This window comes from Streptomyces sp. NPDC056480 (genome assembly GCF_042795405.1).
GTDB lineage: Bacteria > Actinomycetota > Actinomycetes > Streptomycetales > Streptomycetaceae > Streptomyces.
Genome location: NZ_JBHTSA010000154.1, coordinates 1 through 17,093, shown reverse-complemented (window position 1 = coordinate 17,093; position 17,093 = coordinate 1). Strand labels below are relative to the sequence as shown.

The window sequence follows — 17,093 nt, the reverse complement described above, 5'->3', positions numbered from 1 at the left end:
CGGCCGGGCCGTGATCCGCCGGACAGGCCCGGGGGGTGTCCTGCCGGTCAGGCCGGGCACCCCCTAGCCGCTCGAAGAGGCGGTCCGGGTGGTGCGCGCGACCGCCCGGGGCACGTCCGTCGCTCCGGGCGCGTCACCGGGCCGTCGCGTCCGTGACCTCGTCAGCCCCACACCCACCAGTACGACCGCCATTCCCGCCATCACCCGCACCGTCAGCGGTTCGTCGAGGATCAGGGCGCCCAGGGTCACGGACACCACCGGGAGCAGATAGCCGACCGTGGCGGCGGCGGTCGGACCCTCCTCCGCGATCATCCGGTAGTTCAGGTGGAAGGTGAGCCCGGTGGCGAGGACCCCGAGGACGACGACCGCCAGGACACCCGCCCAGGTCACCGTCGCCGTTCCGCCGGCGGCGAGCGCGGGCGTGCTCAGGCCGGTGGCGGTGAGGAGTTGCGCGGCGGAGAGCGCCAGCGGCGCGGTGCCCCGGCCCGTGAGGTGACGGGCCATGTAGGCGAAGGCCACGGCATAGCCGGCGGAGGCGCCGAGGAGGGCGAGGGCGCCCCAGCTCATCAGGCCGGAGCCGTGGCTCCAGGGCGCGAAGATCAGCAGCACTCCGGCGAAGCCGAGCGCGAGCCCGGCCAGGCGGGTGGCGCGCAGCGGGCGTTCGGTGCCCAGGGCCAGGCCGATGAGGAGGGACCAGAGCGGGGTCGTGGCGTTCAGCACGCCCGCCACTCCGCTGTCCACGGTCTGCTCTCCGACCGAGAAGAGCAGGAACGGCAGCGCGTTGCAGAAGAAGGCGGCGACGACGAGCCGCCCCCAGGTGGCCCGGTCGCGGGGCAGCCGCTGCCCCGCACCGTACGCGAGCGCGAGGAGCACCGCCGCGCCGAGGGCGCACCTGACGAGGGTGATCCACCCCGGGGTGAGGCCCTCGTTGAGGGAGATCTTGATCCAGAGGAAGCCCGAGCCCCAGAGCAGGGCCAGTACGCCCATGCGTGTCGCCGATGTCATGTCCTCACCGTCCCGCGAGCGATCCGACAGGACAAGCGATGAATCATGCATCCAGCGTTAAGCTGTGCTACATGCTGGATGTGAGACGCATGCAGGTGCTCCGGGCCGTCGTCACCAGCGGCTCCGTCACCGCCGCCGCCGCGAACCTCGGTTACACCCCGTCCGCCGTGAGTCAGCAGATCGGCGTCCTGGAGAAGGAGGCGGGCATCGCCCTGCTCGAACGGTTCGGCCGGGGCGTGCGACCGACCGCCGCCGGGCGGCTGCTCACCGAGCACGCCGCCGTCATCGGCCGGCAGGTCGCCGAGGCCGAGACCGCTCTCGCCGATCTGCGGGCGGGCCGCACGGGGCGGATCTCGGTCCGCTACTTCGCCACCGCGGGCGCGGAACTCGTGGCCCCCGCCCTGGCCCGCTTCCGCACCGAACACCCGGGCGTGCGCGTCGATCTGAGGATCGCCGACGGCGCGCCGGCCGACGACGAGGCGGACCTCACCCTTGTCGTACGGCCCCGGGGCGGTGGCCCGGACGCGGCCGGCGACGGCCTCCGGCTGGTCCATCTGCTCGACGACCCCTATCGCGCCGTGCTGCCCAAGGGTCATCCGCTCGCGGACCGCCGTACCGCCGTCGACCTGGCCGAACTCGCCGGTGAGCCGTGGGTGGGCAGCGAGCGGCCCGGCCCCTGCCTGGACGCGGTCCTCGACGCCTGCGCGGCGGCCGGGTTCGCCCCGGACATCGCGGTGGAGTGCGAGGAGTACGCCACCGCGCAGGGCTTCGTCGCGGCCGGTCTCGGCGTCAGCCTGGTTCCGCTGATGGGCCTGGGGAGCCGCCATCCGAACGTGGTCGTCCGCAGGGTCCGCGGGCCGGAGCCGGTCCGTTCGATCCACGCGGCGGTACGGAAGTCCTCGTTGTCCCTCCCTGCCGTACGCGGCCTCCTCGCGGCGCTCCAGAAGGCGTGATCAGGCGCGAGGAGGCATGCGGCGCCGCCGGCTCAGGCGGGTGAGAGGACGGTCAGGAGGTGGGCGACCTCACGGGCCACGGCCGTGCGCGCCGGGGTCAGGTAGTGCCGGGGGTCCACCGCCGCGGGGTGCTCGGTCAGATGGGTGCGGACGGCCTGGGTGAAGGCCTTGTTCAGATGGGTGGAGACGTTCACCTTGGTCATGCCCGCCGCGATGGCCGCGGTGAGGTCCGCGTCCGACACTCCCGAGGAGCCGTGCAGGACGAGCGGTGTGTCCACGGCGGCACGCAGGCGTGAGATGAGCTCGAAGTCCAGGACCGCGTCGCGGGTCAGCATCTGGTGGGAGCTTCCGACCGCGACGGCGAGGGCGTCGACTCCGGTGGCCTCGACGAAGGCACGGGCCTCGTCGGGGTCGGTCCGTACGCCCGGGGTGTGGGCGCCCCCCTTGCCGCCGACCTCGCCGAGTTCGGCCTCGACCCAGACGCCGTGCTGGTGGCAGTACTCCACGACCTCGCGGGTCGAGGCCACGTTCTCGGCGTAGGGGAGCTTGGAGGCGTCGAACATGACCGAGCCCAGGCCGAGTCCGACGGCCTCGCGCACGAGGTCGGGGTTCTCGGCGTGGTCGAGGTGGACGGCGACCGGGGTCTTGGCGGCGCGGGCGATGGCGAGGGACGCGAGGGCGACCGGCTCCAGGGCGCCGTGGTAGCGGACGGTGTTCTCGCTGATCTGCAGGACGACGGGGCGGTCGGCGCTCTCCGCCCCGGCCACGATGGCCTGGGCGTGTTCGAGCTGGAGGACGTTGAACGCCCCCACACCGGTGCCCGCCGCGCGGGCGCGGCGGACGATCTCATCGGTCGGCGTCAACGGCATGGTGGTCCTTCTCCGGGGGTGTGAACGGGTGCGGGGCGGGGCGGTCGCGGGGCGGGGCGGCCGCCAGGGGGAGAGAGCCGCGGCGGCGGGGGTACCGGTGGCGCCGAGGGCTGCGGAGGGGGTTCAGGCCTGGGCGTCGGTGAGGACGACCGAGCGGGTCAGGTTCCGCGGGGTGTCCGGGTTCAGGCCCTGGGCCTCGGCGACGGCCACCGCGAGCCGCTGGGCGCGGATCAGGTCGGCGAGCGGGTCCAGGTCGCTCTCGGCGAGGGTGCCGCCGACCTTGCGCACCTCGTCCGCGAGTCCGGCCGGCAGTGCGCCGAAGCCCCAGGTGACCCGGCCGGGGCCGGTGATGCTGATGGGGCCGTGGCGGTACTCCATCGCGGGGTACGCCTCCGTCCACGCACCGGCGGCCTCGCGCATCTTCAGACCGGCCTCCAGGGCGAGACCGTAGGTCCAGCCCCTGCCGAGGAAGGTGAACTGCTCCGCCGCACGGACGTCCTCGGCCAGCGGGGAGGCGAGGGCCAGTTCGGCGTCCCGCGCGGCCTCCTCGACGGTGGCCACTCCCTCGGGGAGGGCGTCCTCGGCCTCCAGGTGCGCACGGAAGAGGGCGAGCGCCGTGGTGGCGAAGCGGGTCTGGACCACCGACTCCTCGTCGGCGAAGTCCAGGACGGCGACCTCGTCGGCGAGGTCCATGACCGGGGTCGTGGGGTCGGCCGTGATCGCGCCCGTGGGGATCGTGCCGCGCAGCCGGGACAGGACCGCGAGCACCTCGCTGGTGGTTCCGGAGCGGGTGATGGCCACGACCCGGTCGTAGCTGCGCCCGTAGGGGAACTCGGAGGCGGCGAACGCGTCGGTCTCCCCGTGGCCGCCGGACTCGCGCAGCTCGGCGTAGGCCAGGGCCATGAACCACGAGGTGCCGCAGCCGATCACCGCGACCCGCTCGCCCCGCCGGGGCAGCGCGGAGGTGTGCTGGGGCAGCGTGCGGGCAGCCTGACGCCAGGTCGTCGGCTGGGACGCGATCTCCACGGCGGTGCGGGTGGTGCTCATGCCGGTCTCCTTGCAAGAAGAGTGCACTGAAATGATGAAAGATGCTTGAAGTCGATGCCATTCAAGCAGAAACATGCATGCTCTTTCCAGGCCCCGCGCCCGTCGACGGCTAGAATCGGACGCGCGCACGAGCCCGAGGGAGGGACCCATGTCCAAGCACGAGCGGTGGAACACGCTCCTTGAACTACTCGCCGCCTCGGGGAAGCTGGAGGTCGAGGAGGCTGCGACCGCACTGGACGTGTCGGCCGCCACGATCCGCCGGGACCTCGACGAGCTCGCCGAGCAGCAGCTGTTGATACGGACACGGGGCGGGGCGGTCGCACACGGCGTCTCGTACGAGCTGCCCCTGCGGTACAAGTCGACGCGGCACGCCGCGGAGAAGCGGCGCATCGCGGAGGCGGCCGCCGATCTGATCGCCCCGGGCGAGGTCGTCGGGCTCAACGGCGGCACGACCACGACGGAGGTGGCGCGCGCCCTCGCCCTGCGGTTCGCGAGTGGCAGGGCCGACACCGCGGGGACGGCCGGGACGGCGGGAGCGGCGAGCTCCGGACCCGCGCTGACCGTGGTCACCAACGCACTCAACATCGCGGGTGAGCTCGCCGTGCGCCCGCAGATCAAGATCGTCACCACCGGCGGCGTGGCACGCCCCCAGACGTACGAACTGGTGGGCCCCCTGACGGTCGGAGTGCTCAACGAGGTCGTGCTGGACGTGGTGGTGCTCGGGGTCGACGGGGTCGACGCCGGGCTCGGCGTGATGGCGCACCAGGAGGACGAGGCGAGCATCAGCCGGCTCTTCGCGGAGCGGGCCAGCCGGGTCGTCGTGGTGACCGACTCCTCGAAGATGGGCCGCCGGGCCTTCGCGCGGATCTGCGGTCTGGACCGGATCGATCTGCTGGTGACCGACACGGGCATCGACGCGGAGGCGGTCGCCCAGCTCACCGAGGCCGGGGTGAAGGTCCTGACCGTCTGACGGGCAGTCCGCTTCCGCCGGACTTCAGAGCTTCAGCGCGTTCCAGGTCTGAGGGCCGACGAAGCCGTCGACGACGACGGCGAGGCGGCTCTGGAACTCGCGGACGTGCGCTTCCGTGACGTCACCGAAGTCCCCGTCGATCGCGAGGGCCTGGAGGTCCGGCACGCGCGCGTTCAGCAGCCGCTGGAGCTTGCGAACCGCCGCGCCCCGATCGCCCCTGCGCAGCGGGGGCGTACCGGCCGCCTCCTCCTGTTCTCGTTCAAGGCCCGTCAGCATGCCCCAGGTCTGGAGGCCCACCTCGCCGTCGACCACGATGTCGACGCGGCGCTGGTACTCGCGGACGCGTGCCTCCGTGACGGAGCCGAAGTCCCCGTCGACGTCCAGGGGCTGGAGGTCCGGTACATGGGCGTTCAGCAGCCGCTGGAGCTTCTCCACGGCCACTCCCTGCGAACCCCTGCTCAGCGCAGGAGTGCCGACGCCGTCGTCCACGGGGGGCTCGCCCGGGGCGCCCAGCGGCTGGATGTCCAGGTACAGAACGTAGACGCCCAGGTCTCCGTCGTCGTCCTTCCCCTGGGTGGCGATCTCGTCGGTGAACTGGATGATGCGCGGATCGTCGGGACGCTGCCGGGTCTGCCTCCGTGTGTTCGCGTTCAGCATCCTGTCCTTCGTGATGAGGATGGCCGCGGGGTCGAACGGGTTGTCGTTGAAGCCGATGATGGCGCCCAAGGCGTCGACCAGCTCCACGGCGAGGAAGTCGATCAAGGGCTTGAGCGCGGCACCCGCCCCGCCGGTCACGGAGGCGATGAACGCGGTCGCCGCGGCGGAGGCGGCTTGGGCGAGGGCCTGCTTCCCCGCCTCCGCGTCCCCGTCGGAGTCGAACTGCACAAGCCCGAGGGACACGTTGAGATCGACCGCCGGACCGGAGTACAGCAGGCGCTGGGGGGCGAAGATCCGCTGCCCGGGTGGCCCGAAACTCAGCGTGCCGCTGTCCGGGAACTTCACCGGCGGCAGGGGGGTCATCCCGGCGATCACCCCCACACTGCCGTAGATGTCGTCGACCATCTCCTGCCTGATACGGCACTCGAGTCCTGTCCACACGACCCTCACGTCAGGCATGGTTCATCGAACCCCTGAACTCAGGGCCGGACGGCAAGGCTCTCCCCGTTGGCCGTGGCCGGCCGACCGCGCGAACTCCCGTACCCCAGGCTCCGCATGGACCACGGTCACGGACCGGGGCGGAACGCCTCTTACTCACGACTCTAAGCCTTGCGACGAGGCGTGTCCTGCGTTGCCTTCCGGCCACGGCACCGGTACCGGTATCCACCTTATTGGTATGAGGTCGGACCAATCTCAACGCTGGTGCCACCTGGCCTCTCACGGTTAACCCAAGAATTACTGCACGGCCGTATACCTTTAAGCTCCCCTCCCCCATCATGTCTCCCGACGTGCCGCCCGGGCACACGGTGACAGGAGAGGCGGAGCATGATTCCCATCAGCCGCAGAGGATTCGTCGGCATCGGCGCGGGGCTCGTGGCGGGCGCGGCGCTGCCGGCCGCCCGGGCCTCCGCCGCCGCGAGGGCGGCCACCGGCACCCTCGCCGACGTCCGGCACGTGGTGATCCTCATGCAGGAGAACCGCAGCTTCGACCACTACTTCGGCACCCTGCGCGGCGTACGGGGCTTCGGCGACCGCGCCGCCGGCAACATCCCCGGCGGCTGGGGCGTGTTCAACCAGCCCAACTGGGGCGGCCGCCAGTACCCCTGGAAGCTCAGCGACACCCCGCCCGCCGGCGGTGTCGACGGCGAGACCCTCGCCCAGTGCAACGGCGACCTGCCGCACAGCTGGACCTCGCAGCACGCCGCATGGAACAAGGGCCGCCTCGACAACTGGGTCACCGGCGTGGGCAACACCCGGACGCTCGGCCACCTCGACCGCGAGGACATCCCCTTCCACCACGCGCTCGCCGACCACTACACGATCTGCGACGCGTACTTCTGCTCGGCGCTGAGCGCCACCGGCCCCAACCGCACGTTCCTGTGGAGCGGGAAGATCGACGGCTCCAGCAAGGACGGCGGCGAGGAGTCGGGCCTCACCTGGGAGACGTACGCGGAGGCGCTCCAGCGGGCCGGGGTCAGCTGGAAGGTCTACCAGAACGCCCAGGACAACTACGGCGACAACGGCCTCGCGTACTTCAAGAAGTTCACCGACGCCCGGCCCGGAGACCCGCTGTACGACCGCGGCATGGGCTCGGTCCCCAAGGTGACCGGCTCGACCCCGGACGACATCGCCGCGGCGATCCGCGCCGATGTCGTCGCGGGCACGCTGCCCCAGGTGTCATGGGTGGTGGCCAACGAGGCGTTCTCGGAGCACCCCTACGCACCGCCCGGGGACGGCGCGCACTTCGTCGACCTCGTCTACCGCGCGCTCGCCGCCGACGCCGACGTGTTCGACTCGACCGTGCTGTTCCTCAACTACGACGAGAACGACGGCTTCTTCGACCACGTGCCCCCGCCGGTCGCTCCCCCGGGCACCCCGGGCGAGTACCTCGACGGCGTACCGATCGGCCTGGGCTTCCGGGTCCCCATGATCGTCATGTCCCCGTGGACCCGGGGTGGCTGGGTGAGCTCGGAGGTCTTCGACCACACCTCGGTGCTGTGCTTCATGGAGACGTGGACGACGGCCCTCGGCACCCCGGCCGCCTGCCCCAACATCAGCGCCTGGCGACGGAAGGTGACGGGCGATCTGACCGGCGTCTTCGACTTCGCCCACCCGGTGTACGGCGTTCCGGCCGGCCTCCCCTCCACGGCGAAGGTCATCGGCCAGGCGACCTGCGGTCCACTGCCCAACCCGGCACCCCAGAACAACGCGCAGCCCGCGCAGGAGTCCGGCACCCGCCCGGCCCGCGCCCTGCCGTACCAGGTGAACGGCAACCTCGACCGCTTCGAGTTCGGAGCCGCGGGCAAGATCCTCGCCTGGTTCTCGATGACGAACCAGGGCACCGAGGCCAAGCGGGCGGCCCACTTCTCGATCCACCCGCACCAGCACCGCGACACGGCCGCCTGGCAGTACACCGTCGACCCGGGCGGCACGGCCTCCGACTACTTCAACATCGGCCTCGGGTCGGGGTCCGGCAAGTACGACATCTCGATGATGGGCCCCAACCGCTTCCTGCGCCGGTTCATCGGGGACGCCTCCAAGGCCGGCAAGGCCGTCGAGGTGACCTCCCGGTTCGCGACCGAGGCGGGGACGGGCCGGACGGCCCTGTGGTTCAAGCTGAGCAACGCCTCGGCCCGACCGGTGACGTTCACGATCCGCTCGAACGCGTACCGCACGGACGGCCCCTGGACCTACACGGTCCCCGCCAACTCCACGCGGGAGGACTTCTTCAACGCGGTCGCCTACAACAACGGCTGGTACGACTTCACCATCCTGGCCGACATCGACGGGACCTGGTCGCGCCGGTACACGGGGCACATCGAGACCGGAGCGCCGAGCATCACCGGCTGAGCCGGCCCTCCGGAGGTGTGGGGCGGCCGCTTCGCCGCCGCCCCACGGTCTCCACCCAGGCGGACAGGCCGTCAGCGTCCGGCGTCCGCCGCACGGCGGATCGTCGCGTCGAGGAGGGCCACCGCCTCGGCGGCCGTACGGCCCGGGGCCCGGTTCCACGGCCCGATCAGCTCGTGCCACCCCCGCGACCGACAATTCCATAGCGTCGGCTACAGAACAAATGTGCCCTTGCCCCGCACTGTCTGGACGAGGCCGCGCTCACGCAGCTCTCTCACCGCTCTTGCCACGGTCATCCGCGCCACTCCATACATGGCTGCCATCTCAAGCTCTCCGGGGATCCTCCCTCCCGCGGTGAGCCTTCCCGCCTCGATCTGTCCGGCCACGTGGTCGGCGATCACCATGTAGACGAGCTGCGCGCCCTTTGGGTCGATGACAGGCATATCTGAATCACTCACACAGGCACCGTAGGCAGCCTCTGAGCTGCAAAGACACACATAGGTGCCTACTGATGTCTATAGTGCCCTATATGCTTTGCCGCCAACAAGGCGCCCCGGCGACCGCGCCAACGACCCCGGGGCTTGGCCGACTGCGAAGGAGTCGACATGTGCCAGCCCAGCTACTGGATGGACCGGGTCTCAGGCCCGCCCATCCCCGTCCACCACGCCGAAACGCCGCCTCTGGACCGCGACACCATCAAGAACACACTCTCCCTATACCTGGACCCCAGCCCTAACTGCGCTGCTGACGACACCACTCTGCGTCTCCTGCGAGGCCATGTCGCCATCCTCATCACGGAGTTGGAGTCCGCCCTTCACACCCCCGCCCCCACAGCCGCCAGCTCGGACATCGCCGGGAGCCACGTCATCCTCCAGGAGGCCCGCCGCAAGCTCCGCGAGGCCCATACGACTGGTCTCGCCACGTCTACACACGGCCCACGCCTCGCCCGAGCAGCCCGTGCTCTCCTGACTCACCTAGACAAGCTCTCCGAACCCCAAGCCCCACAACCAGCCCCGTAGGGCCCAAACACTGACGAACGGGAGGGCCTCACCCTTCTCTCCCCATCCCGCAGCTCCCTCCCCAGGAGCTGCGGGCCGCCGCCGCAATCGGGCACGCCTCCCCCATCACCCTGGGGCCGCTGGGCCTCAACCCCTTCCTCCGTCAGTCATCAGGCACGCCTCCAAGGCTGGCAAGGCCACCGAGGCAGGGCCGCGCCGGAAAGCCCTGTGGCTCAAGCTGAGCAACAGCTCGGCCAGACCGACGACGTTGGCGATCCGCTGAAATACCTAGCTCCACGCGGAAGGATCTCTTCAACGCAGTCGCCAACAACTACGGCTGGTACCGCTTCGCCATCCTGGCCGACACGCACGGGACCTGGTCGCGCCCCCGGGCGCACCAAGAGCGGAACACCGCGCATCACCGACTGATGATCCCGCACCCGCCGTCAGGCTCTCACCGTCCGGCATGCGCCGCGCGGTGGACGGTCGCATCGAGGAGCGCCACCGCCTCGCCAACCGTGCGTCCCGGGGCCCGGTTCCAAGGCCCGATCAGCTCGTGCCACCCCCTCGACCGGAGCTCGGCCATAATCCAGGCGGCCGCCTCGTTCATCGTCGTCGCACTGCCGAAGCCGAGGCGGTGCGCGGCGAGGAGCGCACCGCAGACACACCGCGCCCCGCGCACATCACGCAGCTTGTACGGGGCGTTCTGCCAGCCCCACTCCGTCAGCACGAGGCGTGCGTAGCCAAGGTGCACCGAGGGGCGCAGCTCGGGTCGGCCGATGCGGCGCCAGGCATACAGCCGGTCAGGCAGGATGGCTCCGATCCGGCCGGGGAGCCCGCGCTCGGCGGGAGCGGCCGGCGGCAGCGCGTCGAGCGTGTCGGCGACGAGCCGTTCTACCGGCACGGTGAGCAGGTCGCGCCAGCGTTCGACGGCGAGCGGGGGCACTAGCGGCTCGGTCCAGTCCGTGACGATCCGCTGCCAGGCGGCGCTCTCGTAGACAGCGGCGGCCTCACGGTCGAGAGTCTCGGGGTTGAGCAGAGAGACAAAGGGTGACATCCGGGCGGCTCCTCGGTCAGGGTGACTCCATCCTTCACAAGGAATGTCGGTTTTGCGACGTATGAACTTTAATCCCCGCATACCCGAAAGGCCTCTTTTTCTATATTTCATGACTAGTTGGATTGTCGCAGCTATTCAGACTGGGTACGGGTGATGCGACTCACTTTCCCGGGGCCAGCCCGCCGTCAGAATCCGCGGAAGCCGTGCGGGGCAAGGAAGTTCGACGCCCGGCAGGCGCCGGCGATCTTGAATTCCAGGAATTCAGTGATCCCTACATCGCCCGCCGGACATAGATCCCCTTGTCCTTCGTCGTCCTGCTGGCTTACGGTCACCTCCATTCGAGCGGATCGCCGAATCCTGCCACCGCTCGAAATACCTCCCTTTCACCCGACGGCAGGAGCGGGGGACCCACGAAACCGCCGGCCCGGATTCCGGAACGGCTCGGGGTGAAGCCGCGTGCGCGCGGCCGGACATCTCCAGTCCGAACCCGACAGCTCACCCCGAAGGCGCCGGAGAGGAATTCCGTCATGCCTGCTCACGGTAAGCACCGCCGCCCCCGCCGTCGCCCCACCTCGCGTGGACTCACGCTGCTCGGCACGGGCGGAGCCGCTCTCGCCCTCCCCCTGACCGCCCCGGCCGGGGCCGGCGCCGCGCCCGTTTCCGGAGCCTTGGAAATTGCCGCCAGGGTCATCACCACCCCCGCTGCTCCGGCCGCCGCGCAGGCCGCCACCAAGGCACCGGCAGCTCCGGCTGCCGCGCACACCTACACGGTTGTCGCCGACGACTCGCTTTCCCTGATCGCCCAAAGGAAGGGAATTCAGGGCGGCTGGAAGGTCCTTTATAGCGCCAACAAGAGGGCCGTTGGTGACAACCCGTCGCTTATTCACCCGGGCCTTGAACTGACGCTTCGTCCGGGTTCCGTGAATGCCACGGCTCCCACCAAGGCGAAGAAGGGCGCCACGACCGAACGTGCGAGCCGCTCCGAACGCCGGAGCACCGCCCCGGCCGCCGCTCCGGTCAAGACCGCGCCTGTAGCCGCCACCCAATACGCGAACAACCTCGACGGCTGGATCCGCGAGTCGCTGGACATCATGGCCCACCATGGCATCCCCGGTACCTACGCAGACATTCATCGCAACATCATGCGCGAGTCCTCCGGCAACCCCCGTGCCATCAACAACTGGGACTCCAATGCGGCCGCTGGCACCCCTTCGAAGGGGCTCCTCCAGGTCATCGACCCCACGTTTCGTGCCTATCACGTGCCCGGCACATCCATGGACCCCTACGACCCGGTCGCCAATATCACCGCCGCCTGTAACTACGCGGCCGACCGATACGGCAGCATCGGCCGGGTCTTCGGTGCCTACTGACCCTGGAAATGCATGGTGAACCAGGACGTGGCGAGCTCCGCCACCTCCTCCAGGGCGCCTCGCTCCTCGAAGAGGTGCGTGGCGCCCCCCACTACCTCCAGCCTGCTCTCGCAGTGCAGCAGCGACTCGGCCCGCCGGTTGAGGTCCAGGACCAGCGCGTCCCTGCCTCCGACCACGAGGAGCGTCGGGGCCTTGACCCGCGCCAGGTGGTCGGCCGCGAGGTCCGGCCGGCCACCGCGTGAGACGACGGCGGCCACGGAGGACTCGAGGTCGCCCGCGGCCCACAGCGCGGCGGCCGCTCCCGTGCTGGCCCCGAAGTAGCCCAGCGGGAGGCCCTCGCTCTCAGGCCGCCCGGCCAGCCACTCCGTGGCCCGGGCGAGCCTGTCGGCGAGCAGCGGGGTGTCGAAGACGTGTGCCCGGTCGACCGCCTCAGCCTCGGTGAGCAGGTCGAACAGCAGCGTTCCGAGACCCACCCGGTTGAGCGCCCCCGCCACCGCGCGATTGCGGGGGCTGTGCCGACTGCTCCCGCTGCCGTGGGCGAACAGGACGATGCCGATGGCGCCCTCGGGCACCGCGAGCCGTCCGGCGAGCGTGACGCCGTCGGCGACGGGGATCCGCACCTCGGAGTCCTGGACGACCGGCCCGTGCGCGGCACGGATCCGGTCCAGACAGGCGACGACCTCCGCGTCCGGGGTCTGCGTGAAGTCCCGGTAGAACTGTCCGATCGCGTAGAAGATCTCCGGCGCGTGCACGCTCACCGTCTCGTCGGCCTCACCACCGAGCCGAGCCGTCCATCCGCGGGGCGCCACCGGCACCGCCAGGATGATCCGGCCGGCACCCCGGGCCCGCACCACCCGGCAGGCCGCCAGCGCCGTGGCACCCGTGGCGAGACCGTCGTCCACGACCAGGACCGTTCGGCCCTCCAGCGGCACGGAAGCTCTGCTCCCCCGATAGCGGCGGGCCCGCTGATCGAGCTCGACATGCTCGCGCTCCTCGACCGCAGCCAGATCACGCGCCCCGACCCCAGCCTCGCGAAGCACCCGCTCATTCACCACCCGCACGCCGCCCTCACCGAGCGCGCCCATCGCCAGCTCCGGCTGCTGCGGCACCCCCAGCTTCCGCACGAGACAGATGTCGAGCGGGGCGTCGAGAGCGTCCGCCACCTCGGCCGCCACCGGCACCCCACCACGCGGCAGACCGAGCACGACGACATCATGACCTTTGAGATGCTCAAGCAGCGCTGCCAGCTGCCGACCAGCGTCGGCGCGATCATTGAAGAACATGGCCCTCCGTCCTTCCGCCTCCGAGGCTCCGGGCTCGGGGAAGAACTCACGCTTCTGGTCCCGTCCATCCCCTTCAGGGTAAGACGCCCGTACCGTGGCGTGCGGGCGTTCAGCAGAGCTGCAGCGCATTGAGGGTCACGGCGTGTGCGGTGTGTTGTTGATGTTGTGGTGTGTGTGTGCCGGGACTCGTCGGTTTGACGTCCTCTCCGTCCTAAAGGGCGGAGGTTCCCGCCTGGCTGCCGGGTACGCGGCTCGCCTTCGGGTGGGTTCCTGCTTCTTCGCGCTGTGCCGGGACACGTCCCGGTCTTACCCTCGCTCGACAGGCTGACACCGCAAGCCCTGCGGCGTGGGCGACGTTGACCGCCGCGTTGATATCCCGGTCTAGGACCGCCCCGCACGCCCCGCACTCCCAGACACGGACGTTCAGGGGCTTTGCGCCGTCCTTGAAACCGCACTGCGAGCACACTTGAGACGTCGGTTCGAACCGGCCGATGCGTACAAAGGTGCGCCCGTAACGGGCGGCCTTGTACTCCAGCATCGCCACGAACGCCGACCATCCGGCATCGTGAACCGATTTAGCCATACGCGTACGGGCGAGTCCGCTCACCGCCAGGTCTTCCACCGCGACCGTTTGGTTATCGCGAATCAGCTTGGTGGAGAGCTGGTGATGGAACTCCCGCCGCGCGTCAGCCACCTGAGATGAGCACGAGCGACCTTGACACGGGCCTTGGTCCGGTTGTTGGAGCCCTTAGCCTTGCGGGATAGGCAGCGCTGCTCCCGCTTGAGTTTCTTCTCCGCCCGGCGCAGAAACCGCGGGCTGCTGATCTTCGTGCCGTCCGAGAGGATCGCGAAGTGCGCCAGCCCTAGGTCGACACCCACCTCGGATGTCACCTCGGCCAACGATTCATCCGGCTCGGCCTCAACCACGAACGAACAGAAGTACCTCCCGGCCGCATCCTTGATCACGGTCACCGTGGACGGTGTGGACGGCAACGTGCGGGACCATTTCACCCGCACATCGCCGATCTTCGGCAGTCGCAGTTTCCCACCGGCCGTGATCTTCCATCCGGCATTCGCGGTGAACCGCACAGCCTGTCGGTTGTCCCTGCGCGACTTGAAACGAGGCGCACCCACCTTAGGGCGCTTGCCTTTAAGGCTGTCGAAAAAGTTCCGATAGGCGGTGTCCAAGTCCCGAAGCGATTGCTGGAGAACGACGGAAGAAACCTCACCCAGCCACGCCCGCTCCGGCGTCTTCTTCACAGCCGTGAGCCGCTTCGACAACTCGGCGGCTGAGATGAAGCCCAGCCCGGCAGCCCGAGCGTCCTCACGGACGCGCAGCGCGTCATTGAAGACCACCCGAGCACACCCCAACGCCCTGGCCAAAGCCGAACGCTGAGGGTCACTCGGGTAAACGCGGAAGCTGTACCGCAGCTGCATGCAGCGAGCATACCTAGCGGGCCCAAGGCACCGCACAGGAACCCAAGAACCGACGCGAACTTCAGACACCACGTCACCTGAAGTCTTGATACATGCCCAGCTGTCGTCACCGACAGCCCCTGACTGCAGACCGTCCGCGATACCGGGGCGGCGCCTTAGCGCCGTACATCATCCACAATCACCGACGGAGGGTGGCCCGGGGACGACGGTCTCTCTTTACTCTGTTCGCAAGCCGCCTGATGTATAGGTAGGCGCACCTCGGACCCGCTCTGCCCTCCAGGCCTCACCCAAAGCCAAGGCCCACAACGATGGCCACCGCGACGGTCCCGGACGTCGGCACACCGCCGCCCAGCCTCCGCGCATGCATGCACGGGCAACTTCCTCCTCAGCAGCATGCTACTTCCAATCGCCACGTAAGTACGCGCTACTCATGAACACGCCTAGCCCTCCCGGGGAGCATTAGGGATCAGTTCTGCACCACGTGCCGCGGCTTCGGGAAGGCCAGTGATCCAACCTCTCCACGACTAGGCGATCTCGGGCAAGCAGTTCCCAGCAATCTCCGGAGTATCGGTTCTAAGCCTGCACGACAAATCTCCCCGTCGCGCCTGACCCGCGAAATGGATGACTTCGATGAACGATCATACTCCGCACAAGAAGGGCATATCTAAAGCGCAAAATATCGCCGCGTCCCGAGCCAAAGAGTTTCAATGCAGCTGGTACGGGGAATCGCTGGGATCGCTATTCCGCCGGCTGATCGACGATCTCGGCCTCAAACGCCAGGCCAGACTGGCGGCCACACTCGGAATCTCGGAAGCGATGCTCTCCCAGCTGATGAGTGGCCGCCGCACCAAGATCGGGAGTCCCGTCGTCATCCAGCGCATCCAGGCCCTGCAGGAGCTAGCCCAGCAGCTGGCCGACGGCGGGATCAGCGCCACCGAAGCCACAATCCAGATTGCCAGAGTTAGAAAGTACGAGGGAACCTCCGTATTGAACCCTGGTAGCCAGAACACTGTGCTCGAGATACGTCAGGTGGTACGTGAGATCCAGTCCCTGTTGCTTTCCATAGCAACGGCAGGCGAAATTGTCGCAGCAGCCGAGTTACTAAGCCCCGCCCACCCCAAACTGGCGGAGTTCATTCGAATCTACGGCGTGGAAGATGCTGCCGATGGGGTCGACCACTACGAGTCGCACACGAACTGACACAAAGCGAGCACAGCGCATGGGATATGGTAATTTATCCGACGCCTACAGCTTCACGCTCGATGTTCTCAACAATGTGCGCCTCGGGTTCGGAGTATCTCCATTCAGGTTATCGACCGGACACGGCGTCGCCTACGACGGTGCCAGTCGGGCCAATCCGCGGTCTCCCCCCGCGCCACCGCGACCCGGCACTCCACGCGTGGTGGAGCAGTGCCTGGCTGACCGAGCCGAGGAGGAGGCCGGCGAATCCGCCACGGCCCCGCGCCCCCATCACCAGGAGTTGCGCGTCCGCGCTCTCCGCGAGCAGGACGGACCTGGGCCTGCCCCGGACGAGCCGATGCCCGACGGGCAGCTCCGGGCGGTTGGCGGCCGCGGCCGCGAGCGCCCGGTCGAGAACCCGCCGCTCCTCTCCCCGGATCTCCTCCGTGCCGTGGAAGAGCGGCGTGAGATCGGCCGGTCCCGTCGCCGGCGTCCAGGCGTGCACGGCGCGCAGCTCCACGCCGCGGGCGGCCGCCTCCGCGAAGGCGAAGTCGACGGCGGCGTCGGAGTCCGCCGAGCCGTCGACCGCCAGCAGAACGGGCCCGCTCGCCCCCTCGCGGCCGCGTACGACGAGGACGGGACAGGCGGCGTGCGCCGCGAGATGGACGGCGACCGAACCGAGCAGCAGTCCGGTGAAGGCGCCCGCGCCCCGGCTGCCGACGACCACGAGCGCGGCCGATCGCGAGCGGGCGGCGAGGACGGTGAGCGGCTCGCCGGCCACGATCTCCCCGGCGACGTCGAGGTCCGGGGCGGTCGCGCGGGCTCGGGCCACGGCCGTGTCGAGGATGTCCCGGGCCTGCTGCCGGAGGCCTCCGGTGGGCGGGCCGTACGGCGAAGGGCCGAGGGGCACCTTGAGCAGCGGCCAGACGAAGGCGTGGACGACGCTCAGACCGGTCCCGCGCAGCCGGGCCTCGCGGGCGGCGGCCTCCACGGCCCGCAGCGCGGACTCGGAGCCGTCGGCCCCGACCAGCACCCGGCCCCCGTCCTGGGGCGGTCCGGCCCGCCGACCCTCGCCCGGGGCTCCGGCCGGGGCCGGGCGCCGGCTTGCCTCCGGCCCCTGACCCTCACCTTCACCATGACCCTCACCCTGGACCTGACCGTGAGAGTTCTCGCCGCGACCGTCTCCGTCGGTGTCCTCGCCCCACGCGCGCCCGCTTCGCTCCGTCATCCCGCTCCCGCCCTTCCGCTGCTCCGGCCGGTGCGCTCACGCACCCTTCACGGGTCGGGTGCCCGGCGGCCGGGGGGTGGGGGCCCGCCGCCGCACCCCCCCCGGCGCCCCCCACCTGGACCCCGCGCGCCGCCACCACGCCGGCGGGAGCGCCCCCGACCGCCCGCGGGGGGCGCGGGGCGGGGGGGGCGCG

General features: G+C 70.0%; 13 protein-coding genes, 2 pseudogenes and 1 riboswitch. Of the genes and pseudogenes, 6 read left to right on the top strand and 9 right to left on the bottom strand.

The annotated features are described in order from the left end of the window. Window positions 1-63: 63 nt before the first annotated feature. Window positions 64-1,005, bottom strand: a complete 942-nt coding sequence (locus ACFQ79_RS36765; protein WP_383591698.1) for a DMT family transporter — start codon at window positions 1,003-1,005, stop codon at window positions 64-66. A gap of 71 nt (window positions 1,006-1,076) precedes the next feature. Here ACFQ79_RS36765 and ACFQ79_RS36760 point away from each other — a divergent pair, with 71 nt between their 5' ends. Then, the gene (locus ACFQ79_RS36760) at window positions 1,077-1,958 is read left to right on the top strand and encodes a LysR family transcriptional regulator (protein WP_383591695.1); all 882 of its coding nucleotides are present in this window, start codon (window positions 1,077-1,079) and stop codon (window positions 1,956-1,958) included. Between the two features lie 32 nt (window positions 1,959-1,990). On the opposite strand, the gene ACFQ79_RS36755 is transcribed toward ACFQ79_RS36760, so the two are convergent. Together ACFQ79_RS36755 and ACFQ79_RS36750 are read right to left on the bottom strand one after the other, a co-directional pair. Then, window positions 1,991-2,827 carry a ketose-bisphosphate aldolase gene (locus tag ACFQ79_RS36755; RefSeq protein WP_383591692.1) on the bottom strand — a complete coding sequence of 279 codons (837 nt, stop codon included), beginning with the start codon at window positions 2,825-2,827 and terminating at the stop codon, window positions 1,991-1,993. A 123-nt stretch (window positions 2,828-2,950) separates the two neighbouring features. Continuing rightward, complete coding sequence (locus ACFQ79_RS36750; RefSeq protein WP_383591690.1) at window positions 2,951-3,874, bottom strand: SIS domain-containing protein; 924 nt, start codon at window positions 3,872-3,874, stop codon at window positions 2,951-2,953. Window positions 3,875-4,022: 148 nt separating this feature from the next. Here ACFQ79_RS36750 and ACFQ79_RS36745 point away from each other — a divergent pair, with 148 nt between their 5' ends. Beyond that, the gene (locus tag ACFQ79_RS36745; protein WP_383591688.1) at window positions 4,023-4,844 is read left to right on the top strand and encodes a DeoR/GlpR family DNA-binding transcription regulator; all 822 of its coding nucleotides are present in this window, start codon (window positions 4,023-4,025) and stop codon (window positions 4,842-4,844) included. Between the two features lie 24 nt (window positions 4,845-4,868). Here ACFQ79_RS36745 and ACFQ79_RS36740 read toward each other — a convergent pair whose 3' ends face one another. Further along, a complete protein-coding gene (locus ACFQ79_RS36740; protein WP_383591685.1) occupies window positions 4,869-5,906 on the bottom strand; it encodes a peptidoglycan-binding protein in 1,038 nt (345 codons plus the stop codon). A 420-nt stretch (window positions 5,907-6,326) separates the two neighbouring features. On the opposite strand from ACFQ79_RS36740, the gene ACFQ79_RS36735 reads away from it, so the two are divergent. Then, window positions 6,327-8,351, top strand: coding sequence for a phosphocholine-specific phospholipase C (locus ACFQ79_RS36735; RefSeq protein WP_383591682.1), 2,025 nt, complete (start codon window positions 6,327-6,329; stop codon window positions 8,349-8,351). Window positions 8,352-8,560: 209 nt separating this feature from the next. Here the strand turns inward: ACFQ79_RS36735 and ACFQ79_RS36730 are convergent, their stop codons facing one another. Then, window positions 8,561-8,806 carry a GntR family transcriptional regulator gene (locus ACFQ79_RS36730; RefSeq protein WP_383591679.1) on the bottom strand — a complete coding sequence of 82 codons (246 nt, stop codon included), beginning with the start codon at window positions 8,804-8,806 and terminating at the stop codon, window positions 8,561-8,563. A 147-nt stretch (window positions 8,807-8,953) separates the two neighbouring features. Between ACFQ79_RS36730 and ACFQ79_RS36725 the strand changes: the two genes are divergently transcribed. Beyond that, a complete protein-coding gene (locus ACFQ79_RS36725; RefSeq protein WP_383591676.1) occupies window positions 8,954-9,367 on the top strand; it encodes a DUF6415 family natural product biosynthesis protein in 414 nt (137 codons plus the stop codon). Window positions 9,368-9,800: 433 nt separating this feature from the next. Here the strand turns inward: ACFQ79_RS36725 and ACFQ79_RS36720 are convergent, their stop codons facing one another. Further along, a complete protein-coding gene (locus ACFQ79_RS36720; protein WP_383591673.1) occupies window positions 9,801-10,403 on the bottom strand; it encodes a hypothetical protein in 603 nt (200 codons plus the stop codon). A gap of 338 nt (window positions 10,404-10,741) precedes the next feature. After that, window positions 10,742-10,925, top strand: a riboswitch (cyclic di-AMP (ydaO/yuaA leader). 5 nt (window positions 10,926-10,930) lie between these two features. On the opposite strand from ACFQ79_RS36720, the gene ACFQ79_RS36715 reads away from it, so the two are divergent. After that, window positions 10,931-11,773 (top strand): transglycosylase SLT domain-containing protein, encoded by an 843-nt coding sequence (locus tag ACFQ79_RS36715; protein ID WP_383591671.1) that lies wholly within the window; start codon window positions 10,931-10,933, stop codon window positions 11,771-11,773. On the opposite strand, the gene ACFQ79_RS36710 is transcribed toward ACFQ79_RS36715, so the two are convergent. Continuing rightward, window positions 11,767-13,056, bottom strand: a complete 1,290-nt coding sequence (locus ACFQ79_RS36710; protein ID WP_383591668.1) for a phosphoribosyltransferase family protein — start codon at window positions 13,054-13,056, stop codon at window positions 11,767-11,769. The genes ACFQ79_RS36715 and ACFQ79_RS36710 overlap by 7 nt on opposite strands. Window positions 13,057-13,267: 211 nt before the next feature. Next, window positions 13,268-14,493 (bottom strand): annotated as a pseudogene (locus ACFQ79_RS36705) (RNA-guided endonuclease InsQ/TnpB family protein). 660 nt (window positions 14,494-15,153) lie between these two features. Between ACFQ79_RS36705 and ACFQ79_RS36700 the strand changes: the two are divergent. Then, window positions 15,154-15,693 (top strand): DNA-binding protein, encoded by a 540-nt coding sequence (locus ACFQ79_RS36700; protein ID WP_383591701.1) that lies wholly within the window; start codon window positions 15,154-15,156, stop codon window positions 15,691-15,693. A 104-nt stretch (window positions 15,694-15,797) separates the two neighbouring features. Here ACFQ79_RS36700 and ACFQ79_RS36695 read toward each other — a convergent pair. Beyond that, window positions 15,798-16,705 (bottom strand): annotated as a pseudogene (locus ACFQ79_RS36695) (universal stress protein). Window positions 16,706-17,093 lie beyond the last annotated feature (388 nt).

Bases quoted from the DNA above. Each gene is read 5' to 3' on its own strand.
- ACFQ79_RS36725 (WP_383591676.1), top strand. From the start codon at position 8,954: ATGTGCCAGCCCAGCTACTGGATGGACCGGGTCTCAGGCCCGCCCATC.
- ACFQ79_RS36735 (WP_383591682.1), top strand. From the start codon at position 6,327: ATGATTCCCATCAGCCGCAGAGGATTCGTCGGCATCGGCGCGGGGCTC.
- ACFQ79_RS36755 (WP_383591692.1), bottom strand. From the start codon at position 2,827: ATGCCGTTGACGCCGACCGATGAGATCGTCCGCCGCGCCCGCGCGGCG.
- ACFQ79_RS36715 (WP_383591671.1), top strand. From the start codon at position 10,931: ATGCCTGCTCACGGTAAGCACCGCCGCCCCCGCCGTCGCCCCACCTCG.
- ACFQ79_RS36710 (WP_383591668.1), bottom strand. From the start codon at position 13,056: ATGTTCTTCAATGATCGCGCCGACGCTGGTCGGCAGCTGGCAGCGCTG.
- ACFQ79_RS36740 (WP_383591685.1), bottom strand. From the start codon at position 5,906: ATGGTCGACGACATCTACGGCAGTGTGGGGGTGATCGCCGGGATGACC.
- ACFQ79_RS36765 (WP_383591698.1), bottom strand. From the start codon at position 1,005: ATGACATCGGCGACACGCATGGGCGTACTGGCCCTGCTCTGGGGCTCG.
- ACFQ79_RS36750 (WP_383591690.1), bottom strand. From the start codon at position 3,874: ATGAGCACCACCCGCACCGCCGTGGAGATCGCGTCCCAGCCGACGACC.
- ACFQ79_RS36760 (WP_383591695.1), top strand. From the start codon at position 1,077: ATGCTGGATGTGAGACGCATGCAGGTGCTCCGGGCCGTCGTCACCAGC.
- ACFQ79_RS36720 (WP_383591673.1), bottom strand. From the start codon at position 10,403: ATGTCACCCTTTGTCTCTCTGCTCAACCCCGAGACTCTCGACCGTGAG.
- ACFQ79_RS36745 (WP_383591688.1), top strand. From the start codon at position 4,023: ATGTCCAAGCACGAGCGGTGGAACACGCTCCTTGAACTACTCGCCGCC.